This window comes from Microvirga sp. KLBC 81, from assembly GCF_003075415.1.
Taxonomy (GTDB): domain Bacteria; phylum Pseudomonadota; class Alphaproteobacteria; order Rhizobiales; family Beijerinckiaceae; genus Microvirga.
In genome coordinates, this window is sequence record NZ_QDAH01000012.1 from 16,898 (window position 1) to 42,135 (window position 25,238).

Genomic DNA, 25,238 nt, shown 5'->3' on the forward strand with positions numbered 1-25,238 from the left:
ATGGCACTCAACATGATCGGGAAACCCCAACAGACAATCCTTCTGGCCGGAATGGTGGCGGTGGGAGGGGCCGCGGCGGTGCTCGGGTACTTATCCGGTGCCCCCTCCCGCCTCGACAACAGCGCCCAGGTTGCGTTGGGGCGCAGCCTGTACGGCCAGCATTGTGCGTCCTGCCACGGCGCGAACCTCGAGGGACAACCGAACTGGCAGGAACTCTTGCCGAGCGGTCGTCTTCCGGCGCCCCCTCACGATGCAACCGGCCATACCTGGCACCATTCGGACCACGAGCTTTTCACGATTACCAGCAAGGGGCTTGCCGCCGTCGTGCCCGGTCATGAGAGCAACATGCCTGCATTTGCCGGAATGTTGTCCGACGAGGAGATCCGGGCGGTCATGGCATTCATCAAGAGCACATGGCCCGAGAAGGAGCGCGAATATCAGGCGGCTCGCACCAAAGCTCAAGAGCCGCATTACCCCAAACGGTAGAATGGGTTCCAGGGACCGTTCCACCACACCCCGTGAACGGTCCGCATGAACGGACGCGGATCATCAGGGGCTACGCACCAGACCTCCATGTGGTCGTCGTTGCGAGACAGGGTTGCAAGCGGTGTCCGCTCCGGAATGGGCATCGGACCGACCGTGTACCAAGGTTCCCATGATCCATTCCACCACACGCCGTGCAGCCGATCATCGTCGCCGACACACCAGACCTCCATATAGTGTTCGTTGCGGGACAGGACCCCCAATGGAGCGCCCGGCGGGAACGAGAACGGTCCTGGGAGGGTGTACCAAGGCTGCCAGTTGTCATGCCACCAGACCCCGTGGAGCCGGTCGTCGGTGCCGATGCTCCAGACCTCCATGTGGTCTTCGTACCGACCCAGCATCGCAAGATGCCCACCAGGCACCAGGCCGAAGCCCCCGGGCGGCGTTGGTAGCGAATACCATCCGTTCCAGTTCCCGTTCCACCAGTTGCCGCGCAGCGTCCCGGTCCCGTCGATGCCCCAAATTTCCATGTGGCGGTCATGACGGCAGTGCGAGGCAAGCGGCGCACCCGCCGGGAAGGTCGCCCCAGGCAGCGCATACCAGCCCTGCCAGTTGGTGCCGTCCCACCAGATCGCATGGACCTGCCCATCGGCCGCCACGACCCACACCTCCATGTGATCCCTGACGCGGGAGCGGACGGCGAGCGGGGCTCCGGGGGGCAAGCCGGCGGCGGGCGCCCCGAGCGTGCCCCACTGCTGCCAGTTGCTGCCGTCCCACCAGATGTGTCGGAGCACGCCGTCCTCGGAGATGCCGAACACCTCCATGTGGTCCTCGTGCCGCCCGAGCACTGCAAGGTGCCCGCGCGGCGGGAACCGGACCCCTGGGTTAGGCAGGGAGTACCATTCGTGCCAGGCGCCGTTCCACCAGTTGCCGCGGACCGTGCCGGAGGCGTCCACCACCCACAGCTCCATGTGGTCATCATGGCGCTTGTGTGATGCGATCGGCGTGCGGTCGAGAACGGTGAACCGATGGGGGGAGATCAGGGCGATCCAGCTCGCCTCGGACGGGACGCCGTCGCGGTTCAGGATGAACAGCATGTAGTATCCCTGGGGCGCGAGGGAATGGGGGAAGCCTCCGTCCGGTGCCGTCACCTCGAGCCTGCCGCCGTGGCCGGGAATGCGCGAGAAGGACAGCTCAATGACCCGCTGTTCCGTGTCGGTCTGGTGCGTGACGGCCATGGGCCTCACCAGCACGACCTTCGCAATGGTGTCGGCCTGCCGCGTATCGATGTGGAAGGTTTCCCCATGGTGAACCGCTTGCGGGGCGGAGGAGATGACAGGTCTCGGACCATGAAACAGATACGGTGGACTGAAGATCTCGATCTGCGGAGTGCCGTCGCCCCCAGCCACCATCACTTTGCCGCTAGGGAGCAGGAGCGAAACCGAATGGTAGGTGCGGATGTAGAGCATCCTCTCCATCGGGAGCCAGTCGTCCTGATCCGGAAGGTACAGGGCGCAAGGCGAGAACTGCGTATCGATCCCGCCGCTGACGAACACGGTGCCGTCCGGGAGAAGTACCGCATTGCACTGCCGCCTGGATTGCTTGTCCGGCATCGGCTTCGGCATGTTCCAAGCGGACGATGGCGTTAGGTTGGAGACATCGATGATCTCGTAGGTGTCGTTGTCCGTGCTGCTGGCGCCACCGACGACGAGAATCCGGACATTCGTCGACATCGCCCGCAAGAGCATGACCGACATGCCCTTCACACGGTTGGTCGCTGCCGGCGTGATGTTTGTCCACGTGCCCGACTGCGAACCCGCGACAGGCGCTGAGAATGCGAAGAAGCCCGACTCGTTGTCCGGGGTGGCAGGCTGGGCGCCGGCGCTTCCCCATCCCGTGCGCGAGTAGAACACGGTGTGGTTGGGCAGCAGGTGGAAGCCGGGGTACAGGTTCGGGAAGCCACGGGAGTCGCCGGTGATGTCATCAAAACGGTCCCGCGCCTCGTTGTAGACCTCCATGTCGCCGTCGCCGTCGCCGCAGGTGATGAGACACCGGAAATCGCCAAGCGTCACGACGGTAGGATACCAGCGGTACCCGTGATGCATGTCTCCCGCCGTCCGGGTCCAGGACCGTGCCACGGGATCGAACTTGAAGCCTGCCACCGCGCCGGGGGTCACGTTCCGATCACCGCCGCCGCCGACGACCAGCAGCCTGCCGTCGGACAGGAACGAGTGGCCGCCGCAGAAGAGGGCATAGTCGGGATTCGAGACTGGATACTCGAACTTGGGACTCGACTCGTCGGTTGGATCCCAGATGGGAGTAGGCCATCCCTCGCTGTCATAGTCGGCGGGAATGAACAGGACCTTGCCGGTGTGCAGAAGGGCAGCGTGGGCCACATCCATGGCACGCCCGTCGGGGTGCCGTGTGTTGTAGTCGAGAATGCGCCACTGCCCGTAGGCTGCGGGCCCGAAGTGCTCATGAAGCGTGTGAATGTGCGCCGAGGTCAGTCCGTCGATCTCGAGAAGCTGACGAAGGTCGTGAAAACCATAGGCGCCGAGCGACTCCCTATGGTCGAAGACCGTTCTCGCGAGGCGCTCGTCGAAGATCGGCTGAGCTATGCGACGTCGACCCCGGCCGTGCGAAACCGATTGGATGGCCTCCATGAGATCGCTGGGTCGACCGGCCGAGTTGAGGAACTCCAGTATCCTGCGATGGACGCGCGGCGGGATATCGAGGCCCGCGAGGGCCTTCACCTGCATTTCCATGATCATCAGCTCCTCTGTGGCGGTCTCTTCGCGGTTGATGCCTCCTCGTCGGGATCATCGAGCCAGCGGCGGCGACGAGCCCCGGGTCCGAATCGAGCTGATGTTTGGGCCAGTGTGCCGCCGAATGGGTGCGGAATTGTGATTGAAAGCCAGCAAGGAGGAAGATATGCGACCGCTGCTGGTCAACGCTCCGCAATCCACGCCGTGGGTTCGCCTGCCAACGTCCCTCGCTTGCCGCGTGGAACGCGATTGCGGCTCCGGCAGGGGTATGGGCGATCCCGCCGTGGCCGGTCACGACCGCTGCCGAAGGTGCAATCTCATGACTTGCCCAATGAGGGTCGTTGCCTCACCTGCACCAGACCCCGACCGGGATGCTTCGGCCCCTCAACGTGCGTAGCCCAGCGAACCGAAAGGCATCGACAACGGACGGATCACCTGCCGCCTCGCGAGCTTTTGCCATGAGGGCCTCGCTGGCGACGACGTCACAGCCCAGTTCACGCGTGACGCCCTGGAGGCGGCTGGCCGTGTTGACCGTGTCGCCCACGACCGTGAACGCCATCGAGCGCTCGGAGCCGATGTCGCCCATAACGACCGGACCATAGTGAAGGCCGACGCCGATCTCGATGTCCTCTTGGCCACGGCGCGAACGCTCGTCATTCCACCGCTCGACCTCAGCCAGCATGGCCTGGGCGCAGGCGAGCGCCCGGACGGCGTCGTCCGAAGCGGGATCGGGAACGCCGAACGTGACCAGCAGGGCATCGCCGATGAACTTCTCCAGCGTCCCGCCGTGCGCGAAGACGATGCTCTCCATCCGGGCATGGAACCCGCGCAGGAGCTGCATGACCTCCTCGGGAGCAAGCCGCTCGGAAAGTGTCGTGAAGCCCTTGATGTCCGCGAAGAGCACGGCCACCTCCTGCCGCCGGTCCCCGCCGAATGGCTGGTCGGAACGGGCAAGCCGCTCCACGACGCGGGGCGAGAAGTAGCGGGCGAGGTTGGCTTGCCGACGCTCGGCGCTGGCACGGGTGAGCGCCAGACGGCGTGAGCGTTCGACCGCCGCCGTGAGCGCCGCCGCCACCAGAAGCAGTACGAGGGCTTCGGAGTACCATTGCCCGATATGCACAAAGGCGAGATCGCGAAACGCTTCGACGGAGTTCGCGACGATGCTCCCCGACATGCTCGGAACGCCGATGCGGATGTCGGGGTCAAGGAAGGCAACGACGAGGGGAATGGACCAGCCCAGCACCGCACAGACCCCGGACCACATCAACAGGAGGGGATCGAGAGCAAAGGCGCGCAGGGCCAGCAGGAACACGAACCAGAGGACCAGTCCCCCCTTGAGAGTCATGGTGATCGGGATCGTGCCTTCGAGCCAGGGGTTGGGCAGGGTCAGGACGACGCCAAGAATCACGCTGTCGAGCAGGGCAAACGCCATGGCAATGCCGCGTGGATGGCGGTGTCGCTTCAGGATCGCGAACTCGGCCAAACCGGAGGCGAGGACGGCTCCCACCGCCGCGAGGTTGAACACGGCGGCCCAGCCGACGTGGAACAGGTCGTGCCCGAGCCAAAGGAATGCCACCGCGAGAAGCCCGATGCGGACCTTGGCGGCAAGGCGGAGCCCTTCCTGCTCCTCGAGGCGCAGATAGGCAGCCACGCGATCCGGCAGGGGCGCAGCTCTGAATGTGCCCAGGAATGGCACCGCACCGGCGAGATTGATCATTGTGACGTCCTTACCTCGTTCGCCTCTGGAAGCATGGCTCCAGTACCCTGGATAGTACCTGAAGGCTGTGGTGTTCGTTCAGTTTTCGCCGGACGAAACCATTGCTTGCCTGGCGGAAAAGGGGCCCCGAACGACGCAAAGCCTGGGCTAGTTGCGTGTCCACTTCTGCGCCGACCCTCGACGTGCGGACGTAACTGTTGCCAGGCGGCTGACGCCAGAGGGCGATATCCTCTTCGTTCGCATGACGACACCAGGACTTCTGTCCGCCATCCGCCGTCCCGCCCCGGTTTCAAGGCTTCCGTGTAATCTATGAAACCGTAGCCGCGCTGAAAGTCGAATAGCCTGGACCTAGGCTTTGCCGAAGGAACCGCTAGGAAGGTTTTCGTGCTCTCTGTAAGAATTTCTCTTCAGAAGCACGATAAGGGCGCACGATATGTCTGAGACTGGACCTCATCGGCTGTTCAATCGGGCCAGGAGGATGATCGCCAGAGCATTTTTCGGTGAAGTGGCTCCGGTTCACCGTCAAAAAAAGCGGCCCGGCAAAGACGAGAGCTGATTCGAGGCCAATGGAAACAGCTCTACAGCCTCGGACGTGAAAAGTGGCTTTGCACTTTTGGGACCCATCCGATGCTTTCTCCTTGAATGAGAGCATCGTTTGCGCGGAAAACCGGGTCCACTTTTCGCTGACGCGGGCCTTCGGTTCCGCACGATGCTCTAATGTCCCTGAAGCGCGTCACAGGGGACCGCGGGCGCCTCTATGGATCTTGAACGAAATCGGGGACTTAAGCGGAAAATGAGAGAGACCCCTCCGTCTCCGCCACTTCCTTCTTTTAAGCTATGGCAACCTTCAGCCGGAACGTGGGCTCGAGAGGGGCCGCGTGTCGGGGATGATCCATACATCGAGGGGCGCCGTGCGCCCTCTCATGGTGAGCGTCCGCCGCTTGTACCCGACCAGACGGAGTGCGGCCAGCCTGGCTAATTCATCGGATATGACGAGTTCGGCATCGAGCTCCTTGGCCAACTCCTCCAGCCGGCTTGCAGCATTGAGCGTATCCCCAACGGCTGTCAGGTTCGTCGCGTTGCCGTAGCCCATCTCGCCGACGATGGCAGGCCCGGCATGAAGGCTCATTGCGATCTGAAGGGGCTCATCGAGCTCACTGCCATAGGCTGCATTCAGATCCGCGACTCCTTGGCGGACGCGCAGGGCAGCCTCGACCGCCTGTCTTGATGCCTCCTCCGGATCCGTGGACAAGCCGAATAGTGCAAGCGCCCCGTCGCCGATGAACTTGTCGAGATGCCCACCGGTCTCGTCCACCGCGTGACCGACCACCTCGAAGTAGCGGTTGAGGAGGAAAACGGTGTCGAAGGGCAGGCGCCGTTCCGTTAGGCTGGTGAACCCGCGCAGGTCGCAGAACAGGACGGCGATCTCGCGTTCCTGCCCACGCGCAGCCCGGCTGCTCCCCTCGGTCATGGTAAGCCTGGTGCGCGCGGCGGACAGGACGGGCACGACAGAGACGTCGCGGGCAGGCCGGAATTGGCACCCGAGCCTGACATCCGGACCGGCCTTAATCCGGGCCAGAGTTGCTCGCTCTTGAGGTGTCGGGTCGGGCTGACCCTCGAGGCCTTCAAGAACCCGGACACGGCAGGTCGAGCACCGGCCCCGCCCACCACACACGGACGGGTGCATGATCCCTGCTGTCCGGCTGGCTTCGAGGACGCTGAAGCCGCGCGGGACGCTGACAACCCGCCCTCCCGGATAGGTGATGCGAAGCCGCTGTGACCAGTTCCATGCCACACGGATTGCCCGTGCCGCGAGGGCTGCCCCAATCAAGGACCCAAAAGCGAGATAGAGGCTGGAGCGGATGGCGGACAGGCTCGCGTGGGCTGATGGCGGCCCCGGCGCGTTCAGCAGATCCGGATCGGCCGCAATGGTCTTGCCGGCCTCGGCGAACCCGAGCAAGGCCAGAAGAGGCACGAGAAGGGCGCCTGTGTAGGCTCCAAGAGCATATCGGTGGAACCAGGGCTTGGGGCGGAGCCAAAAGTAGACACCCAGGCATCCGTGCAGCCACGCGATGACGAGAGCGACCGCCTGACGAGCGCCGCTTTCGGGAGAAAGGGTCCACAGGTTCCGGATGACCTCAGGGTAGTCGGCTTCCCGCCCCGTGAGCGCCAGTTCGATCCGGGTCCCGGTCACGTGGGGAATGAGAAGAAACGGCAGCACCAGGCCGAGCGTCAGTTGCGCCGCCTCCCGGAACGGCATGCGCAGCGTCCGGCGGCGGTAGAGCGCCTGGAGCGCTAGCACGAAGTGCAGAAGGAGAGCGCCGTAAAGCAGGATTGTGCCGAGGGGGTTGCGCCAGAGCAGGTTGAACCACCGCCGCGCCTCCTCCATGGCGCCGACCGAGACGAGGCCGAGGGCATGGTTGCCGAAGTGGGTCACAAGGAATGCCCCGAGGATCAGGCCCGAGACCAGGCGCACCTCGCGCAGACGCACGGGGCTCTCGAAGGGGGGCGGGCTGGAGATTGGTCGCGTTGGGTTCAAACTCATGGGGCAGCCACGCGAGGAAACAAAGGAGACATAGTCTGCCGCTGTGGCCTGATCAGGACGGAGCCGTGCGTCGTGCGGCCTGGCGCCGGTTTGGCCCCCCAGCCGAGGCCCCTGGCTCTTTGCCGTGACATTGATGCCAAGGAACTCGAAATGGGCAGAGACCCGAAGCGCCTCTGCCCTTTTGGCCGGGGCTCGCCCGGCTCACTCCGCCGGAGCCACGATCCCGCGGGATGAACCTCGGGAACCGACAAAGCGTGAAATGCTGAACACGCCGGCGCCGCTGACAAAATAGAACAGCAGGCCGCCGATGATCGCCACGTTCTTGAAGAACTGGGTCTGCTGGGCCGCCTGAGCCTCTGCCGGGAACGTCCAGAAACTGTGGCTGATCAGAGTGGCAACGAGCGTGAAGGCGATCAGCAGCAGTGCGGTCAGGCGTGGAGCGACGCCCAGGATCAGCGCGATAGGCCCCAGGACCTCGGCCGCGACACCGAGGACGGCCAGGAGATCGGGATAGGGCAGCCCCTTGCTGGCCAGCATCGCCGTAAAGCCGGACAGACCGAACAATTTGCCGATGCCGGCGGGCAGGAAAAGGGCCGCGACAGCCAGGCGGGCGGCAAGCAGCGCCACATCGTTCGTACGGGTGGTCATGAGTTCTCCGTCACTTGTAGAAAATCAAGGCACGATGCCTAAAAGGGACAATCAGCGTCGCTGCATTGCAGCAAGGCACCTCTTGGGTAGCATACGGTGGCTGGTTGGCCAGACATCTGGGGAGACACGTTTGCGTGAGACAACGGTCTGCGCTGCCAATCCTCCTTTGCAAGGCTGCAAACACAAAGGACCGGCTCTGAGAGCTCCTCTTCTATTACGGACCGCTAGAGCATCGGCACAGCTCGCCTCAGAGTTTGATCGATGCGCTTCAACTCCTGTCGGGATTCTTGTTGCTCAAGACCTGCTTCCAGCCCCAATGCAGCAACGAAGGATCGTCACTATCGACGCCGTGGGTCAGCAGAATATCATGGATCTCGCCAAGGCGGCTCAGTGTTGCCGGGCCGCGCTTGAGACCGATGATCACCATCAGAATCTCGATCATCAGCAGCTGAACCACATAGGCATCACTCCCGACACGCATGGTCGCATCATGCGGAACGTCGATACCCAGCACGATGTCCGCCATGGAGGCGAGGGGAGTGTTTGTCTGGGTCAGCGCGATCACGGTCGCCCCATGCTCCTTGCCGACAGCGACAGCCTCCAGAAGGGCAGGCATGCGCCCGACATAGGAAATGGCGAACAGCACATCCTCGTCGGTCTGGGTGGCACCTGCGACCAACTGGAGATGCGCGTCCGAGAAGGCATTCGCAGTGATGCCGAGCCTGAACAGGCGCGCCTGCATGTCGACCGCAAGGAAATTCGAGGTCGCCCCGGTTCCGAAGCAATCGACCCGACGGGCACGATGCATGGCCTCCGCTGCCTGCTCAACGTGGGCCGGGACGATTTGATGTTGCCAATCCGCCAGAACGGAGGTCACGCTGCCGACAACGTTACGAACCACGTCTGCGGTGCTGTCGCTCGCGGTCACGCTGCGATGCAGGTATGGTGCGCCGACTGCAAGGGCTCCCGCCAGTTTCAGCTTCAGATCACGCAGTCCGTCGCAGCCGATCATACGGGCGAAACGCACGATGGTAGGGGCGCTGACGCCAGCCTTCGAGGCGAGTTCCTCCACATTGGCCTGCATAGCCCAATGCGGGTCTTCGAGGATCATTGCGGCGATGCGGCGCTGCCCGACCGACATGGCGCCGATATTGGCGTTGATGGATCGCAGAATATCGAAGCCCGCATCTGACGGTAGACCGGGGAGGGTGTCGGCGTGAGTCATGCGGCAGCAGGTCTTTCGTCATTTTCCATGTCATAGTGGCAGGCGAATTTGTGGTCGCCCTCCGCCGAGCGCAGCCTGGGAACGCTGCGGGCGCACTCCTCCGTCGCCATCGGGCATCGTGTGCGGAACACGCAGCCCGAGGGTGGGGCCATGGGAGAAGGAATGTCACCCTTCAGCATGCGTCGGATCTTGGGGGCGTCGGGATCGGCCTTTGGCGAGGCTGCGAGAAGAGCTCGCGTGTAGGGGTGGCGAGGTCGCGTCGAAATCTCTTGCGCCGACCCGATCTCCATGATGCGGCCGAGATAGAGCACAGCAATGCGGTCGCACATCAGCTCAACGACATCGAGGTCGTGCGAGATGAACAGCATCGCCAATCCGAAGCGTTGGCGCAGGTCCTGCATCAGGTTGATCACCTGGGCCTGAACGGACACGTCGAGCGCGGAAACGGGCTCGTCCGCGACGATCAGCCTCGGCTCCACGGCCAGGGCGCGAGCTATCCCGATACGCTGACGCTGACCGCCGGAAAACTCATGCGGGAAGCGCGACATGTGTGCGGCCGGCAGGCCGACGGTCTCCAACAGTTCTCCGATCCGTTCGGTGCGCCGGGCGCCGGTGGCGAGCCGATGGGCATCGAGCGCCTCACCGATGATGTCGCGCACGCGCAATCGGGGATTCAGGCTCGCATATGGGTCTTGGAAAACCATCTGCGCGTCGCGGCGGAGCGTTTTCAATTGCCGTTCGGGTTGCGTCGCGATGTCCTTGCCGTCAAACCGGATCGCACCGGAAGTCGAATCGATGAGCCTCATGACAAGGCGACCGATGGTGCTCTTGCCCGAGCCGGACTCGCCAACCAGCCCCAGCACTTCACCGGGTGCCACATGGAAGCTGACATCCTCGACCGCGCGTACGAGATGCGGCGCCCGGCCAAAATGTTTCGTCAGGCCTTCAACGGCCAGAAGCGGCAAGGCGCTCATGCGAGGGTCTCCCTCCATCTCAGGCAGCGCACGCTGCGATCCATCTCGGCTTCCAGCATGACCGAGCCGATACGACAGGGATCGGCTGCCTGGCTGCAGCGGGGCGCGAAGGCACAACCTTCGCTGACCTTGCCGATCGAGCCGGGAATCGACTGCACCACACGGCGCCCGTCCTCTCCACGCCGGGCGCGGGCCGGAAGGCAGTTCAGCAGCGCACTTGTATAGGGGTGGCGTGGCGTGCGGAAGATCTCTCCAACCGAGCCGGTCTCGACTACTTGCCCGGCATACATCACGGTCACCCGGTCGGCGATCTCGGCGACGACGCCGAGATTGTGCGTAATGAACAGAACGCCCATGCCGATCTCCCGCTGCAGCCGTTGGATGAGCGCGAGAATCTGGGCCTGAATGGTCACGTCGAGCGCCGTGGTCGGCTCGTCCGCAATGAGCAGCGAGGGATTGCAGGACATGGCCAGCGCGATCATTACCCTCTGGCGCATCCCGCCGGACATCTGGTGCGGATACTCGTGGACGCGCCGCCGGGCATTCGGGATCTCTACGAGATCAAGCATTTCTTCGGCTCGCTTAAGAGCGGCCGAATGGCCGAGGCCCATGTGCAGGCGAACGGATTCGGCGATCTGCTCACCCACGGTCAGAACCGGGTTGAGGCTCGTCATCGGCTCCTGGAAGATCATCGCGATCTCGGCGCCGCGCAGCTTGCGCAGGTCCGGCAGGGGCAATGTTGCGAGGTCGACGGTCTTTCCGGACCGCTGGCGAAACAGAATTTTGCCTCCCGAGACACGTCCGGCTGGGCGAGGAAGCAGGCCCATGGTGGCGAGGCTCGTCACTGATTTTCCGGAGCCGGACTCTCCCACGAGAGCAACGGTTTCTCCCGCGGAGACGGAAAGCGTTACGCCACGCACCGGAGCGATTTCTCCGCCCTCGGTGCGAAAGCGGACTTCGAGGTCCTGGATGGAGAGAAGAGAAGGCGCATCCATGCTCACAATGCCTTCCGCAGCTTGGGATCGAGCATATCGCGCAACCCGTCGCCGACGATCTGGAGTGAAAGGGCAGCCAGCACGATGGCCACCCCCGGGAAGAGCACAACCCAGAAGGCCTGGTCCGCATATTGCTGACCGGAGGCGATCATGGTTCCCCAGGTCGGCAACTCAGGCGGCACGCCCGCGCCCAAGAAGGACAGACCGGCCTCGGCCAGGACCGCATAGGCGAAAATGAAGGTCGCCTGCACCAGAACCGGGGAGGCGACGTTCAGGAGAATATGCACGGACAGGATCCGGCGTGTCGAAACACCCAACGCGCGGGCTGCCTCGACGAAGGGCAGTTCGCGGATCACCAGGGTCGATGCGCGCACCACACGGATCACACGCGGCGTGTAGACGATGGAGAGGGCCAGCACGACGTTGAAGGCGGAGGCCCCGAGGACGGCCACTAGGAAGATCGCCAGCAGAATGTCAGGGAGCGCCATCAACGCATCGACCACACGCATGATGATACTGTCGAGGGTCCGGAAGTAACCTGCCAGGAGCCCGCAAAGAGTGCCGACCGTCATCGAGGCAACCACCACGGCGAAGCCGATACCGATTGAGGCGCGGGCGCCATAGATGATGCGGGACAGAATATCCCGGCCAAACTCGTCGGTGCCCAGCCAGTTCAGTTCGCCCGGCGGCTTGAGACGGCGAATGACTTTGATCGCGGTCGGATCGTAAGGAGCGACCCACGGAGCCAGGAGCGCCATCAGTGCGATGGCGCACAGCACGATGAAGGCGACGAAGACGAGCTTGCGCCGGAACATGCGGCGGAAGAACAGGAGAAGGGTGGATTGTTCCATGTTCAGTACCGCACGCGAGGATCGACGAAGGTGTAGATGATGTCGATCAGCAGATTGATCAGCACATAGATCGCGGCCACGATGATGAGCGCTCCCTGGATGACCGGGTAGTCCCGCCGCAGCACGGCCGAGACCACGAGGTTGCCGATACCGGGAAGCCCGAACACGGTCTCGGTGACGATGGCGCCGCCGACGAGAAGGGCTGCCGTGAGACCCACGACGGTGATGATCGGCACGAGCGCGTTGCCGAAGGCATGGCGCAGAACCACACGTGCTTCGGACAGACCCTTCGAGCGTGCGGTGCGGACATAATCGTCGCTCAGCACGTCGAGCATGCTGGCTCGTGTGAATCGAATAATCAGGGCTGAATTGACGATCCCGAGAACGGTTGCGGGCAGTGCCAGATGAAGGATGCGTTCCATGAATGGCGCGCCCGGCTCACCATATCCGGCGACGGGAAACCAACCAAGGCGGACGGCGAAGAGTTGAATGAATATGAGACCGAGCCAGAAACTCGGGATATTGGCCGCCAGCATGGCGAGACCGCTGACGATCTGGTCCGCCAGACGCCCACGCCACACGGCCGAGACAATGCCGGCCGGAATACCGACCAGGGTGGCGATGGAGACGGAGAAGAGCGCCAGAAAGAAGGTGGGCTCGGCGCGTTCTGCGATGGCCTGAATGACAGGACGCTGCAGGAATATCGACTCTCCCAGATTGCCGGATGCGATTTCCTTGAGCCACAAGACAAACTGAACAAGAATCGGTTTGTCGAGTCCGTAGACCTGACGCAAGCGGGCGATATCCTCAGCCGTCGCCTGATCTCCAAGCATCAATGCCGCTGGATCACCAGGCGCGAGCCGCGTCAGAAAAAAGACCATTGTGGCCACCAGGAACATGACGATGAGAAGACTTCCAAGGCGTCGACCAAGCTTCAGCCACATTGCTTCCGGCTCCGAAAAAGAGGCAGAGGCGCATCTTTCGCCTCTGCCGATGCCTATTCGAGGAATGTCTGCCGCCTATTTGGTCAGTTCAACGTTCCAGAAGGCGGGCATCATCATCGGCGTATAGCCTTTCATCTTCTTCGAGAGGCCACTCAACGAGGCGAAGTTCCCAGCCCGGATGTAAGGGACTTCATCATAGATAACCTGCTGCACCTTGCCCCAAAGCGCACCCCGCTTTGCTGTATCCGGTTCGCTGTTGAAGGCCGAAAGGGCCGCATCCTTCGCAGGGGTCTTCCACCAGCCCGGAGCACCGTCGCCGAGTTGCGGAGGCGAGAGCATTGGATCCGGCATGAATGCCGAGTGGGTGATATAGACATCCCAGAGAGCCGGATCGCCGCGGCGCTGGACCAAAGTAGCCCAATCGACAACGTCGAGCGTGACGTTGAAGCCCGCTGCCTTCAACTGCTCGGCCATGACGAGCGCCATGCGGTTGTGGAAGTCATACTGCTTGGAATTGAGGATTCGAATGGGCGTGCCGTCGTATTTGGCCTCGGCCAGGAGCTTCTTGGCACCCTCGGCATCGCCTTTGTTGTACTTGTCGGCGCCCGCGGTGGAGTAGAAGGGAGACCCTTTCGGGAAATGCTCGCCGGCGACCTGATAGAATTTCGGATCGCCAAAGCCTGCGAGCAGAAGCTCCTCCGCGTTCAATGCCATCTGAAACGCCTGACGGATCTTCACGTCCGCCATTGGACCCTGTTTGGTGTTGGTCGGGAAGTAAGGAAACCCGTAAGGCATTGTCAGCACGGCCGTCGCGGATGGAGCCGTCGAAACTTTCTTGAAGCTCTCGACCGGAAGCTGGTCGGCAAATTGGTATTGTCCCGCCAACACGCCCTCGACGCGCGTATTTGCGTTCGGGACAGGGATAAAGCGCAGTTCGTCGATCTTCGCTTCGCGCTTGCCGGCATAGCCACTCGCAGGCTCGCTGCGCGAGGAATACGCGTCGTTCTTCACGAGAACCACGTACTGATCCGGCTTGCGCTCCCGGAATTTGTAGGGACCGGTGCCGATGAACTCGACGAGGGGATTGGCGATCGATTCCTTCGCCATAATGACGGCAAACCCCGAGGGCAGGGCGAGGTGTGCCAGCAATGCGGGCTGAAGCTCATTCAGCTTGATTTCGACTGTTGAGGGGCCTTTCGCGGAGATCGAGTCGATGCTCTTGGCGAGCGCCTTGCCGCGTGGGGTCATATCGACCCAGCGTTTGAGGGAGGCGACAACGTCTTCGGAAGCGAGTTCGCGGCCGTTATGAAACTTTACGCCTTTTCGCAGCTCGACGGTGTAGGTTTTGCCGTCTGGCGAAATGGTCGGCATGCCGGCAGCCAGCATGGGCTGGACTGCAGAATTGCTGTCGAAGGTGAACAGCGGCTCGTAGACATGCTGCATGATGATGCTGACGAGGTCAGCCGTCGATGCCATGGGGTCGAGCGACTGGGGCTCACCGATCATGGCGAGATTGGCGCTTGTCGTCGTTTGCGCCCAAGCCGGGAACGTCCCAAACAGTGTTGCCGCGGCCAGCCCTGTTGCAGCCAGTCCGAGCCCGCGGCGCGTGAGAGCGCCCGTGCAATGCCGACGATCCTTCATACAGTCCTCCATTGATCCCACGCCCACGATTGCGTTCCCTTATGGTTCATGCAGGCGGCGTTGAAAGTTTATTAAGCGATCTTTTCTGGTGTCAATTCCCTTGACCCAAAATACCGCGGATACTAGGCATTATTACTGGTGGATTGAGAGTGGAATTACGTGGCGGGCCGTCCTTCATGTAATTTTTTTTCAAAACCAACGACAAATATGCCGAAAGGGGCTTGCTCGCCATGAGTTTTGATCTGGTTCTGCGCGGAGGGCGCGTCATCGATCCGTCGCAGTCGATCAATCGAGTGACGGATGTTGCGTTTTCCGCCGGGAGGGTCGTTGCGACCGGCGACAATCTTGCAGAGAGTGCTCGTACGGTTCAGGACGTCGGCGGCAAGATTGTTACGCCTGGTCTGATTGATCTGCATACTCACGTTTATTGGGGCGGAACTTCGCTGGGCGTCGATCCGCTCGTCCTGGCCCGCGGCGGATGTACGACCCTCGTCGACACGGGAAGCGCCGGCCCAGGCAATTATCCGGGTTTTCTCGAGCATGTGATCAAGCCCTCGCCGGTGCGCATCGTCGCTTATCTCAACGTTTCCTTTGCCGGGATCTACGGCTTCTCCAAACGTGTCATGGTAGGAGAGAGCGGTGATCTGCGCCTCATGGCGCCCATCGACGCAGCCGAAGTCGCCGAAGCGAACCGCGATACGCTCGCGGGCATCAAAGTCCGGGTCGGCTTCCACGCCTCAGGTAATTCAGGGGTCGTTCCGCTGGATATCGGCCGCCAGGTGGCGGAGCGCGTGAACATGCCCATGATGGTGCATATTGATCACCCGCCACCGACGTTGCCCGAGGTGCTTGAGCGTCTGCGTGAGGGCGATGTTCTCACCCATTGTTTCCGTCCATTCCCGAACACGCCCGCCACTGCCGACGGCAAGGTGCACCCAGCCGTGATCGACGCCCGTCAGCGAGGCGTTATCTTCGACATTGGACACGGCATGGGATCCTTCTCATTCCAGACAGCACGGATCATGCTGGAGAATGGCTTCATGCCGGACTGCATCTCCAGTGACGTGCACGCCCTCTGCATCGACGGACCGGCTTTCGATCTGTTGACCACAATGTCGAAGTTCCTCTGTCTGGGCATGCCTCTGGACGAAGTGATCAGGGCCGCAACTCAAAATCCAGCCCTGGCTCTCAGGCGTCCGGAACTTGGCACCTTCAAGTCCGGCAGCGCGGGCGATGCCTCGATTCTGGAGCTTCAGGACGGCGCATTCGATTATGTGGATTCCGTCGGGGAACATCTTCCTGGAACGATGCGCTTGGCTGCACGAGGCGTCGTCATCAACGGCCAAATATGGCATCAAGCATGAGAGGAGCTTCAATCATGACGCCTGAAGAGAAACTTGCGTCTCTTGGTCTGGTGCTGCCGGACGCGCCGGTGCCGGTGGCCAACTATGTTCCTTATCGCCTGGCCGGCAATCTTCTCTACCTCTCCGGCCAGGGTCCCAAGCGCGTCGACGGCACCTACCGGCCGGGCCGCCTGGGGCGGGACACGACGATCGAGGAGGCTTATGAGGACGCCCGCCTGACAGGGCTCAACCTGCTGGCCGTCGCGAAATCGGCCCTTGGCGAATTGAGCCGTATCGAGGCGGTGGTCAAACTGCTCGGCATGGTCAACGCCGAACCGGATTTCTCCGACCATCCCAAGGTCATCAACGGTTGCTCCGATCTTCTCGTCGAGGTGCTGGGCGAGGCGGGCCGGCATGCCCGTTCGGCCGTCGGCATGGGCTCGCTGCCCAACCGCATGACGGTCGAGATCGAAGCCATCCTTGTTCGCGACTGATTGGGTGCCGTCAGCATTAAAACCCTGAAAGCAGAGGTCGCACGGCAATTCGGGACGCCCGCCCGGGGCGGTTCGAGTTCGACCTGACCGCCATCTGTGTCCACCCGCAGCTCTAACTGCGGGCTCTTCTCAGCCGTAGCGCCTGATCACTTGTGCCGCGTCTCTCCAGTTCTGTGATGAGGGGAGATGCTGGTGGAGGACAAGCCTCTTGGCGCCTGAAAAGATGGTACCCCGCTCTGGCGGGGTACCGTACCTGCATTCGCTTTGTAAGGGAGCAGGCACAAGGGGTAGTTCCTACTTTGCCGGGATGCTCTCTCTGACCGGAGCGGGGCTGGAGTTTGCCTTCAGGGCCTCCTTGTCAGCCTCGTGCAGGAGCTTGTCGACGGTCTGTGTCCGCTTGGCCTCAAGCTCCTTCTGGCGATCAGCCTCGGCCTTCATCCTGTTCTCGGATGTATATGATCCGCGATAGTAGCACATCGTTCCCTCCATCTCTTGGACATTCAGTAACCCGGCAGGATGGGCTATTGAGATTTGCTCGGGTCATCTGCAGGGTTCGCATACTTGATGGCAAACGGCCCTTCCGAGTCGATCTGCACCACAGAGTCCATGCTCGTAAAGGCAAAGTGATTCATGTTGGCCGGGAGATCGACAAATCCGCCGCTGCCGAGTTTCTCAGCTTTGGCTTCATCCAGCTTGTCGCCCATGCCAAAGTGGAAATCACCCGAGATGACTGTTATGCGCTCGGCCGTGGGATGGCTGTGGGCCGGAACCTTATAGCCTGCGGGCGTCTTCAATCGGATCGTGAACGGGCCCGCCTTGTGGGGATCGCCTGACAAGACAGCAATCTGTGCCCCTTTTGGCAGAACGGGCGGGGCCGGCTCCCACCGGAGTTGATCTGCTCTCATGGCCTGCACGGCCTTGTGGTCCTGAGCCAGCAGCGTGCCGGTGGCAGCAAGGAGAAGCGCAGTGGTGGCAATGATTGGGCGCATGACGAAAACTCCCTTGTTCTGAGACGAAGGGCTTGGCCCTGATGAAGCCTCGGAGCGGATGCTGGGAGGGGCTGAGTGGAGTCTTGCCTTACTGCTGCGGCTCCTGGACTCGCTCCCAACCCGCCGTTCGTGGGGAAAGCCGCTCTGCTGCAGCCCGTTCGGATGCCGCAGCGGTCATCGCGGCAAAGGTCGGAGGTGGTGCCATGGCGGACCTCCTCTCAGCTGGTCGTGCGCACCTCTCGAAATCGGCACGCTGCCATCAAGAGCAACGCCTCAAGGCTCTGCCTATGTCGGCAATCTGTCAAGCGGAAGAACGGACGTGGAGCAAAGGAATTGACGAGCCTCTTTGCTCCTCGACGGATTGTTCCATGGAGCCAGCAGGAGAACGTGACGATATTCGCCACGGGTACGACCGGAACAGTTGGACGAAAGGTGGCGTGCTTAGGCTCGTAATCGCAGTCGATATCGAACTTTTTGACCCATTCCTTGATCGTTGCGACGGCATTGCGGTTTGCATCCGCATAGGCTTGAGCAATTTCTTCGCCAGCTATATCGGCGAGATATCTGTAGATCAGGCTATGCTGAGTTGTGACCTTAGCTGATGAGCGCCCCGTGACCTGTCGTCCTACCCGACGCGCTTCGAGCACCACGACCGACTTGCCTGCATCAAGAAGGCATAAGGCAGCTGTCAAGCCGACTATATCGGCTCCTACGATTACAACGTCACAATCCTGTACGCCCTCGAGTTCCGGATAATCGGTCATCGGAGCATTGGCTAACCAGCAGCAATCAGGTGTCCCGGCTAGTTCCGCCACGGCAAAACCTCCATGAGGGCTTCGGCAAGCCTGCTCCACAGGCAGCCCATCGGAAGAAAATGCCCAAGCTCTGATCAGGTTCTCCCTTTCGGCCTTATTACAGCGCCTCTGGGCGTCAGGAGCTCTGACCGGAACTATTCCACTTGGGATGCGATTGCTCTGTAAAGTTTGACGGAGGTTCCGATGCCTGACGACAAGATCGATCAGAAGCGCCCGGCTGAGGCGGAGAACGAGCCCAAGCCGATCCAGCAGCGGCACGTGGATGACACGGTCGACGACAGTTTCCCGGCGAGCGATCCTCCTGCCTGGACTACGTCGGGGACAAAGAGTGTTGCCGCGGAATGCGAGCCTGACGCCTTGAACGAGATTCCCACACCGCCCGGACAGGGGCTTGAAGGCAAGTCCCCAAATACTGCACAATCCAAAGCCGAGCAGGCTACAGATCTCGCCCGTGATCTCTACCGTCGCGGCCAAACATACCTGGAGCAGGGCAGGCGTTATCTTCCAGAGGCCGAGCGTTACTATCGGCAAGGGGCTGATGTCGTGAGCCGGCCTGTGCAGGAGCATCCTCTCGCCACCGTTTTGGCCGTGGGAGCGCTGGGCTGTATGTTGGGCTGGATGCTGGGCCGCCGGATGGCAGGTCATGCTCCGGCGCGGCAGTGGCATCCTGGCTCAAACCAACGGTCGACAGAGATTGAGACTTGGCGGCCTACTCCGAATAGAGTCCGTCGAGCAGGGCACTTTTCCGCTCGCGATGAGATTGATGCGGCAAGTCACACGAACAATAGCTTCTGATCAGCTCACGCTCGCTACCACGCGAGCCTGATTTTGCGCGAGGGGTATGCGTGTTGAACTCGCCTCATGGATGATCGCATCGTGCCCGATGATGCGATCCTCCGGCGCGGCGGAGATCGACGCCTCCAGCAATACGTTGGTGAGACGCTCATGCAGTACGATACGGTAGGGAATGGTTTAGCCAACGGAAGCGGACCTTCTTAAAGGCAGCGCTTAAGGACCGGGTTACCTGGGCTGACACGGTTACGAGCACGTCATCCTCGAGCGACACGGAGTCGCGGAACGATGGCGGAGTCAACATTGGGAAACACTGGTCTTCCGGCCTCCCAATTGGACCCGGCAGCTGCCAGGCTACGGCTATCAGAGATCAGACCCAGATGGATTCCCGCCTCTCGATGAGGCCGTTCGCTTGATCGGGGCGCTAGCGCATCGTGCGGAACCGAAGGTCCACGTCAGTGAAAAGTGGATCCGGCTTTCCGCTCGAACGATGCGCTCTCTAGAAGGGAGCATCGGCCCCAAAAGTGCAGGTCCACTTGTGGGTCCGAGACTCTAGCCGATTTTGTCCGGGCGCCATTGCGCTGCGGTACCTCCGTGATCGCCCTACGACAGCAAGCAGGATCTCCTCGCTCCCTGATCAAGACAGAGACGGCAACCATTGAGGCGCAAGTGTAGTGATCGCGACGGGTCCTTATCAATGCCCGGCCGTTCAACAGGTCGCCTTTCGGCAAGGTGAACAAACGCGCGCAGACCATCAATAAGCAGCATCCTCTGATCAGCCGCCAGGTTCCTGCCCTCGGTCAGGGACGCTGGGGCTTTGGGATCGGTGCAGAGTGGCGTGGCTTGGGCTCTTGCACAAGCCGAAACTGCACCGGGGCTGAGGTCCAGTCCCAAGGTGTTTGCAGCGGATGAATGCAGCGTGTGATCAGGCTCTGCCCAGCCGCATTCTTCACTTCAAAAACAATGCCAGGCCGCTCCATCCGGGCGCAGTCTTTCCACTGATCGAAATCTATCCACTCACTCATCGAGACACCCTCACTCGCTCAGAGATAGAAATCATCTTTAGCGAGGGCCGACAGGCCTGAGACATTGATCTGGAAATCAGCCACCTTGTCGCCATTGAAATCTCCAGCCAGGACACCGCTGGCAAACTTCAGCTGACCCGCTTGGCCAGTGAATGCGTTGCTGCCGATGAAGACAAAGGCCTGATCTCCAGCGGCTACAACGTTGGCGTCGATCGTGCGCAGATCAATGTGATCAAGCCCGCGTACAAAATCCTTGATCGTATCCCGCGCGCCTGGCAGCGAATCCTTGCTGATGTCGAAGTCGAACACATCCGCGCCAGCACCCCCGAACAGCATGTCGGCGCCGACGCCGCCACGCAGCACATCGTTGCCGCCGCGCCCGTACAGGGAATCATTCCCTGCGCCACCCCGGATCACGTTGGCTGCATCATTGCCGCGCAGGGAATCGGCATAGCCGCTCCCCGTCAGGTTTTCGATGTTCGCATAGGTGTCACCGTACGCGTCTTGGGTATTGTTGGATGCAAACATCAGATCTGCGACAAGGCCCTTCACGGCTGTCGCATAACTGGCCGTGTCCGCGCCAGCACCGCCGTCGAGATAGTCGCGGCCAGCCCCGCCCGCCAGCACATCGGCGCCGTCCTTGCCGTAGAGCTTGTCGCTGCCACCTTTGCCGTCGAGTGTATCATTCCCGGCACCGCCAGAAAGTGTGTCGTTTCCCGCTCCGCCACTAATGCTGAGGTTCTGTGGGGCGGTGGCGATCGAGCTGCTGGTCATCTCGGACAGGGAGTAGGTTTTGTCAGAGAACTGGAACCACTCGGCGCTTTTGACGAGATCCTTGCCGTCCGGTGTGCCGGAGCGCAGATCCGTGACCTGGAGCGAGCCGTCCGGTAGCGCTGAGACGCTGTAATTCGAGCGCGGGCCGCTAAACACAATGGTATCGATTCCGACACCGCCATCCAGGGCATCGTTGCCCTTTCCGCCAGTGAGTCGGTCATTGCCGGCCCCGCCGGTCAGTGAGTTAGCTGCTTCGTTTCCGGTCAGGGTATCGCTGCCCGAGCCACCGACGGCGTTCTCGATGAGTGAGCGAACATCACCCTTGTAGAGCAGCGCGTTGGCAATGTTACCAACAGCAACCTTCGAGCCGTCATAATGCAGCTTCGCGAGCTGGGCCGTCGAGGTAGTGGTCCATTGTCCCGGCCGAAGATCAACCTTCAGGTTGCTGGTGTAGTTCGAGAAGTCGTACGTGTCGGCGCCGCCGCCGTCCCACACGGTCAGCAGGATCTTGTTGCCGCCGGGCGCGCCCTGGCCGACACCATTCACCATCATCTCGCCGGTGGCCGGGTTCCACTTGTAAGTGGTGTTGCCGCTGTTGGTCGTGAAGTTGGCGCCGTACATATGCTGGAGAGCAGCAATGTCGTACATCATCAGTGACTGCGCATAACCCCAGGTCTCATTGACATAGCCGCTGGTGGTGGAGGCGCCCACGTATGAGCGGTAGCTCATCACCGTGTACTCCATCGAGTCCCGGTCTGCCGGCATGACAAAGTGCTCATGCGCATGCTCCAGGCCGAGCGCATGGCCGATCTCATGCATGAAGGTGAGATAGGCGTAGTTGCCCTTCACAGGAGTATTGTAGTCGGTGCTGTTGAACCAAGCGTCCCCACCGACGGCACTGGTGGTTGGAAAGTATGCCCAGGCCGTGCCAGGCAAATCAGACTCGGCAAAGCGCAGGTCTGCATGCTGCGTGGACGTTTCGGTGATCTCGGTGAAGGTGAGATTTGCGACCGAGGCATACATCTTCAGGGACGAGCGGACCGCCGCCTGCTGCGTCGTGTTCAGCGCACCAAAATTGTCTGCCGTCTCGCCGCTGCCGTAGCCGGAACCGTAGAAGGAGGCGTTGGTTGGAAAGCTGTAGGTAAAGCTGTTGACCGCCCATTTCAGGTCCCCCAGGACACCGTCAATGTAAGCGTTACCGGTCGGGCTGTACGAAGCAACCGCAGGCATGAAACCATCCAGTTCGAGAAATATGGGTCTGTTCTTCCGCAGCTCAGCAGGCGGAATGCTGCAGAGAGCCGTGCCAACAGACGGGCTCTGGTCGCCTACGTCCGTTTGAGGCTGATATAACTGATCTGACGAGCCATTCTATTCGGGCAGATAGATTAGGCCATTTGGATGAGGGCTCCGGTCGAAGGAGCCCAACCCAGCGGCAGCACCATTCTGCTGGCATTCTGCCTACACCGGCAAAACAGCACTCACGTGCTCGCTGGACTGATATTCCACGGGTATCCTCAGACGGGCCGGTTCTCAGAGAGTGACATCCTGAAATGGCCGCTCAGGCGAGCGGATCTCATCTGCGGCAGGTTCACGAATGCAGTTCCGGCCTGCTGCCTTGGCAGCGTAGAGAGCTCTATCTGATGCCTCTTGGAGATATGCGCCATTGCTTCCGCGAAAGGGTTGGGCCGAGGCGACGCCGATGCTGACCGTCACGAGCTGGTAGGGGCTGCCCTCATGAACAATGCCCAGTGCCAGGATGGCCTTGCGGATGTTCTCGGCAATCATCCAAGCGCCCGTCAAATCGGTTTCAGGAAGTATTACGGCGAATTCTTCACCGCCGTGACGGGCGGCGACATCCCGCGGACGGCGAATATTGGCATCAAGCGTGCTGGCGATCGTGCGGAGTACTTCGTCGCCCCTTCCGTGACCATAGCGGTCATTGAAGCTCTTGAACCAGTCGGCATCGACGTACAGCAACGAGAGCGATGAACCCGAGCGGATCGCCTGACGCCACTCGCGCTCGAACGCCTCCCGAAAGCCGCGGCGGTTCGGCAATCCCGACAGATCATCTGTTCTGGCTATTCTTCTGAGCTTGGTCTCGGCCCTTGTGCGGCGGCGCAATTCGCCCTGGAAGAGAAATGTCAGGCCCACGACAGCAGAGCAAAGCGCGGCCGTGATAAGGCCCAGAACGAGGGCCTTTCGTCTCCAGGTCGCAAAGATCTCGTCCACGGATAAGGCGACTGTCAAAACGAGAGGATACCTGTCCAGCCGTTCGAAGGAGATGATGCGGCGCACTCCGTCGATGGGTGAGATGGACTCGAAGGTTCCCGATTTTTCCTGCAGGAGGCGCTGCACATGCGGGGAGTTGCCAAAATCCTGGTTGACCTGGTTTGCATCAAAAGGGTGCCGGGTAATCAGAATGCCGTCGCCGCGGAAGAGATTGATCGCCCCCTCCTGGCCAAGGCTCAGGTCTTTGAACACTTGGCTCATGTCAGACAGAGAGAGCGACCCCATCACAACGCCTTCAAAACTTCCGTCAGGATGAGAGAGCCGGCGGCTGATGCCGATGCTGAAATCGTCCTTTCGGATTCTGCTCTTGAAGGGACGGCTGACATACAGGCCGATATGATTGTTCTCTTTATGAATTTTGAAGTAGTCGCGGTCGGCAACATTCAGGTTGCGGGATGCAATGATCGGACCTGCATCTGCTACGAGGTCGCCAGTCTCGTTAACAACCAGGAGTGATCCCATGAAGGTCGCCGAGGCCGCACGATCGAACAGCAGTCGATACTGAATATCGGGTGCAAGTTTCTGGAAGCCGACAGTGCGCCGCGCTTCCATGACGCCCTTCAAGGATAGATCCAGCAACTCAAGATCACTGGTGAGGTCGCGCGCGATGGCAGTCAGGACGTTACGGGATGACCGTTCAGCCTCCTGCCATGTATCCAGCCGGTCGATCCACAGCGTGTAGGCTGAAATGGCAAGGATGCTCAACGCGATAACGCCTGCAATTATGTTCAGAAATATTTCTGAGAACAGACGTTTCATCGAGTAGCGCCACGCAACCTTAGTTGAAGTCAATTCTATAGGCAGAACGTAGGGAGATAGACAATAGAGTAAGAGATTATTCCGCAGGTTTTACATCTGGTCGACAGTTATTTGAGGCTTCTTCATCGGCAGGAATGCTCTAATTGACGGAGTTCAATGTATTTAAATGTCATATCGTTAAACTTCGTGTTCGGCTGTCAGACCCCGGAAGCCTCATGTTGATGTCGCGTCGGACAGAAAAGTAGCAGAGATTGCTTTTATGTCAGAGAGCTGTCTTAATGGCCATGCGGGGGATTTCGTGAGCCAGCACGTGAAGCAGCGCCTTGAAGAGAGCCTGAATACGGCGACCGCGTCCGGTAGGGCGGTGGCGAGCTACATGCTTGCGAACCTCAACGATCTCCCCTTTGAAACCTCCGCCTCCATTGCCTACAAGATCGGTGTCAGCGAGCTGACAGTAGGGCGCTTCTGCCGCTCCATCGGCTACCGGCACCTGAAGGACCTCAAGGACCATCTACGGACGGATCTGGGAGGAAGCCCTTGGCTCATCGGGGATCGGCTGAAAGAGTTTCGGAAGCGCAGCCGGCAGGACATGGGGGAACTCACCAAGAGCTTTGAGCTGGAGGTTGGCGCTCTTGTCCGGGTTTACGAATATGCCCAGTCGGCCGCCTTTCAGGCAGTGAGCCGGCGTTTGGCGACGGCCCCTCGGGTCTATGTCGCCGGCTTTCAGACGGAGAGGGGGCTTGCCGCCTCGCTTGCCCATAACCTTCAATACCTGCGCGATGGCGTCCAGTTGCTGGATGGAGCCTCCGGTCATTTCGGAGAGGCCATCCTCGGCGGCAATGGCGGGTCCGCCCTTGTGATGTTCGAGGCGCGCCGCTATTCGCGGCAGGCCAAGCTGTTGGCGCGCAAGGCGCACGAGCGCGGCATCCCGGTCACCCTGGTGACTGACGCCTATTGCGATTGGGCGGATGATTGCACCAGCGAGGTGTTCCGCATTCCCACAGACCTGAACCTGTTTTGGGAATCAACGGCGCCGATGCTCTCCCTGGTGCATCTGCTGCTGAACGCGGTGTTCAATGAACTCGGCCCGAAGGTCGAGGAGCGGCTGAATGCCACGGCTGCGCTTTATCATGAATTCGTCGGCTATACGGAGCATCCGTGAGGGCAGGC

The 25,238-nt window shown here is 61.2% G+C and carries 20 protein-coding genes; 5 read left to right on the plus strand and 15 right to left on the minus strand.

From position 1 onward, the window contains the following. Entirely contained in the window at positions 1-486 is a 486-nt protein-coding gene (locus DC522_RS10720) for a c-type cytochrome (RefSeq protein ID WP_245444087.1), read from the plus strand. Here the strand turns inward: DC522_RS10720 and DC522_RS10725 are convergent. From DC522_RS10725 to DC522_RS10770, 10 genes are all read right to left on the minus strand, one after another. Beyond that, a complete protein-coding gene (locus DC522_RS10725) occupies positions 471-3,248 on the minus strand; it encodes a galactose oxidase-like domain-containing protein (protein WP_165820121.1) in 2,778 nt (925 codons plus the stop codon). The genes DC522_RS10720 and DC522_RS10725 overlap by 16 nt on opposite strands. 346 nt (positions 3,249-3,594) lie before the next feature. Further along, positions 3,595-4,965, minus strand: a complete 1,371-nt coding sequence (locus DC522_RS10730; RefSeq protein ID WP_116528704.1) for an adenylate/guanylate cyclase domain-containing protein — start codon at positions 4,963-4,965, stop codon at positions 3,595-3,597. An 847-nt stretch (positions 4,966-5,812) separates the two neighbouring features. Then, complete coding sequence (locus DC522_RS10735) at positions 5,813-7,456, minus strand: adenylate/guanylate cyclase domain-containing protein (RefSeq protein WP_245444088.1); 1,644 nt, start codon at positions 7,454-7,456, stop codon at positions 5,813-5,815. A 255-nt stretch (positions 7,457-7,711) separates the two neighbouring features. Further along, on the minus strand, positions 7,712-8,158 hold the full coding sequence (locus tag DC522_RS10740; protein WP_116528706.1) for a DoxX family protein: 447 nt from the start codon (positions 8,156-8,158) through the stop codon (positions 7,712-7,714). 268 nt (positions 8,159-8,426) lie between these two features. Beyond that, complete coding sequence (locus tag DC522_RS10745) at positions 8,427-9,383, minus strand: MurR/RpiR family transcriptional regulator (protein ID WP_116528707.1); 957 nt, start codon at positions 9,381-9,383, stop codon at positions 8,427-8,429. Further along, on the minus strand, positions 9,380-10,357 hold the full coding sequence (locus DC522_RS10750) for an ABC transporter ATP-binding protein (protein ID WP_116528708.1): 978 nt from the start codon (positions 10,355-10,357) through the stop codon (positions 9,380-9,382). Before DC522_RS10750 ends, DC522_RS10745 begins: the two co-directional genes overlap by 4 nt. Then, the gene (locus DC522_RS10755; protein ID WP_116528709.1) at positions 10,354-11,352 is read right to left on the minus strand and encodes an ABC transporter ATP-binding protein; all 999 of its coding nucleotides are present in this window, start codon (positions 11,350-11,352) and stop codon (positions 10,354-10,356) included. The genes DC522_RS10750 and DC522_RS10755 overlap by 4 nt, the downstream gene beginning before the upstream one ends. A gap of 2 nt (positions 11,353-11,354) precedes the next feature. Then, entirely contained in the window at positions 11,355-12,203 is an 849-nt protein-coding gene (locus DC522_RS10760; RefSeq protein ID WP_116528710.1) for an ABC transporter permease, read from the minus strand. A gap of 2 nt (positions 12,204-12,205) precedes the next feature. Next, positions 12,206-13,147: an ABC transporter permease gene (locus tag DC522_RS10765; protein ID WP_116528711.1), complete on the minus strand. Its 942-nt coding sequence runs from the start codon at positions 13,145-13,147 to the stop codon at positions 12,206-12,208. 75 nt (positions 13,148-13,222) lie between these two features. Then, positions 13,223-14,788 carry an ABC transporter substrate-binding protein gene (locus DC522_RS10770; RefSeq protein ID WP_205769602.1) on the minus strand — a complete coding sequence of 522 codons (1,566 nt, stop codon included), beginning with the start codon at positions 14,786-14,788 and terminating at the stop codon, positions 13,223-13,225. A gap of 230 nt (positions 14,789-15,018) precedes the next feature. On the opposite strand from DC522_RS10770, the gene DC522_RS10775 reads away from it, so the two are divergent. Both DC522_RS10775 and DC522_RS10780 read left to right on the plus strand, forming a co-directional pair. Further along, on the plus strand, positions 15,019-16,152 hold the full coding sequence (locus tag DC522_RS10775; RefSeq protein ID WP_116528787.1) for an amidohydrolase/deacetylase family metallohydrolase: 1,134 nt from the start codon (positions 15,019-15,021) through the stop codon (positions 16,150-16,152). Between the two features lie 14 nt (positions 16,153-16,166). Continuing rightward, positions 16,167-16,625, plus strand: coding sequence for a RidA family protein (locus DC522_RS10780; protein ID WP_205769603.1), 459 nt, complete (start codon positions 16,167-16,169; stop codon positions 16,623-16,625). 294 nt (positions 16,626-16,919) lie between these two features. On the opposite strand, the gene DC522_RS10785 is transcribed toward DC522_RS10780, so the two are convergent. From DC522_RS10785 to DC522_RS10795, 3 genes are all read right to left on the minus strand, one after another. Beyond that, entirely contained in the window at positions 16,920-17,102 is a 183-nt protein-coding gene (locus DC522_RS10785; RefSeq protein WP_116528714.1) for a hypothetical protein, read from the minus strand. 44 nt (positions 17,103-17,146) lie between these two features. Further along, positions 17,147-17,614, minus strand: a complete 468-nt coding sequence (locus DC522_RS10790; protein WP_116528715.1) for a cupin domain-containing protein — start codon at positions 17,612-17,614, stop codon at positions 17,147-17,149. Between the two features lie 218 nt (positions 17,615-17,832). Next, positions 17,833-18,378 carry an FAD-binding oxidoreductase gene (locus DC522_RS10795; protein WP_205769604.1) on the minus strand — a complete coding sequence of 182 codons (546 nt, stop codon included), beginning with the start codon at positions 18,376-18,378 and terminating at the stop codon, positions 17,833-17,835. A 234-nt stretch (positions 18,379-18,612) separates the two neighbouring features. Here DC522_RS10795 and DC522_RS10800 point away from each other — a divergent pair, with 234 nt between their 5' ends. Beyond that, the gene (locus DC522_RS10800; RefSeq protein WP_116528717.1) at positions 18,613-19,224 is read left to right on the plus strand and encodes a hypothetical protein; all 612 of its coding nucleotides are present in this window, start codon (positions 18,613-18,615) and stop codon (positions 19,222-19,224) included. A gap of 1,040 nt (positions 19,225-20,264) precedes the next feature. Here DC522_RS10800 and DC522_RS10810 read toward each other — a convergent pair. Next, a complete protein-coding gene (locus tag DC522_RS10810; protein ID WP_116528719.1) occupies positions 20,265-22,250 on the minus strand; it encodes a M10 family metallopeptidase C-terminal domain-containing protein in 1,986 nt (661 codons plus the stop codon). 300 nt (positions 22,251-22,550) lie between these two features. Beyond that, positions 22,551-24,014, minus strand: coding sequence for a sensor domain-containing diguanylate cyclase (locus DC522_RS10815; RefSeq protein ID WP_165820122.1), 1,464 nt, complete (start codon positions 24,012-24,014; stop codon positions 22,551-22,553). Positions 24,015-24,366: 352 nt separating this feature from the next. On the opposite strand from DC522_RS10815, the gene DC522_RS10820 reads away from it, so the two are divergent. Further along, the gene (locus tag DC522_RS10820) at positions 24,367-25,230 is read left to right on the plus strand and encodes a MurR/RpiR family transcriptional regulator (protein ID WP_116528788.1); all 864 of its coding nucleotides are present in this window, start codon (positions 24,367-24,369) and stop codon (positions 25,228-25,230) included. Positions 25,231-25,238: the final 8 nt, after the last annotated feature.

Coding starts and splice junctions, on each gene's coding strand:
- DC522_RS10775 (WP_116528787.1), top strand. CDS start 15,019: ATGAGTTTTGATCTGGTTCTGCGCGGAGGGCGCGTCATCGATCCGTCG.
- DC522_RS10780 (WP_205769603.1), top strand. CDS start 16,167: ATGACGCCTGAAGAGAAACTTGCGTCTCTTGGTCTGGTGCTGCCGGAC.
- DC522_RS10750 (WP_116528708.1), bottom strand. CDS start 10,357: ATGAGCGCCTTGCCGCTTCTGGCCGTTGAAGGCCTGACGAAACATTTT.
- DC522_RS10785 (WP_116528714.1), bottom strand. CDS start 17,102: ATGTGCTACTATCGCGGATCATATACATCCGAGAACAGGATGAAGGCC.
- DC522_RS10800 (WP_116528717.1), top strand. CDS start 18,613: ATGCCTGACGACAAGATCGATCAGAAGCGCCCGGCTGAGGCGGAGAAC.
- DC522_RS10745 (WP_116528707.1), bottom strand. CDS start 9,383: ATGACTCACGCCGACACCCTCCCCGGTCTACCGTCAGATGCGGGCTTC.
- DC522_RS10730 (WP_116528704.1), bottom strand. CDS start 4,965: ATGATCAATCTCGCCGGTGCGGTGCCATTCCTGGGCACATTCAGAGCT.
- DC522_RS10760 (WP_116528710.1), bottom strand. CDS start 12,203: ATGGAACAATCCACCCTTCTCCTGTTCTTCCGCCGCATGTTCCGGCGC.
- DC522_RS10765 (WP_116528711.1), bottom strand. CDS start 13,147: ATGTGGCTGAAGCTTGGTCGACGCCTTGGAAGTCTTCTCATCGTCATG.
- DC522_RS10755 (WP_116528709.1), bottom strand. CDS start 11,352: ATGGATGCGCCTTCTCTTCTCTCCATCCAGGACCTCGAAGTCCGCTTT.
- DC522_RS10725 (WP_165820121.1), bottom strand. CDS start 3,248: ATGGAAATGCAGGTGAAGGCCCTCGCGGGCCTCGATATCCCGCCGCGC.
- DC522_RS10790 (WP_116528715.1), bottom strand. CDS start 17,614: ATGCGCCCAATCATTGCCACCACTGCGCTTCTCCTTGCTGCCACCGGC.
- DC522_RS10740 (WP_116528706.1), bottom strand. CDS start 8,158: ATGACCACCCGTACGAACGATGTGGCGCTGCTTGCCGCCCGCCTGGCT.
- DC522_RS10720 (WP_245444087.1), top strand. CDS start 1: ATGGCACTCAACATGATCGGGAAACCCCAACAGACAATCCTTCTGGCC.
- DC522_RS10770 (WP_205769602.1), bottom strand. CDS start 14,788: ATGAAGGATCGTCGGCATTGCACGGGCGCTCTCACGCGCCGCGGGCTC.
- DC522_RS10795 (WP_205769604.1), bottom strand. CDS start 18,378: ATGACCGATTATCCGGAACTCGAGGGCGTACAGGATTGTGACGTTGTA.
- DC522_RS10810 (WP_116528719.1), bottom strand. CDS start 22,250: ATGCCTGCGGTTGCTTCGTACAGCCCGACCGGTAACGCTTACATTGAC.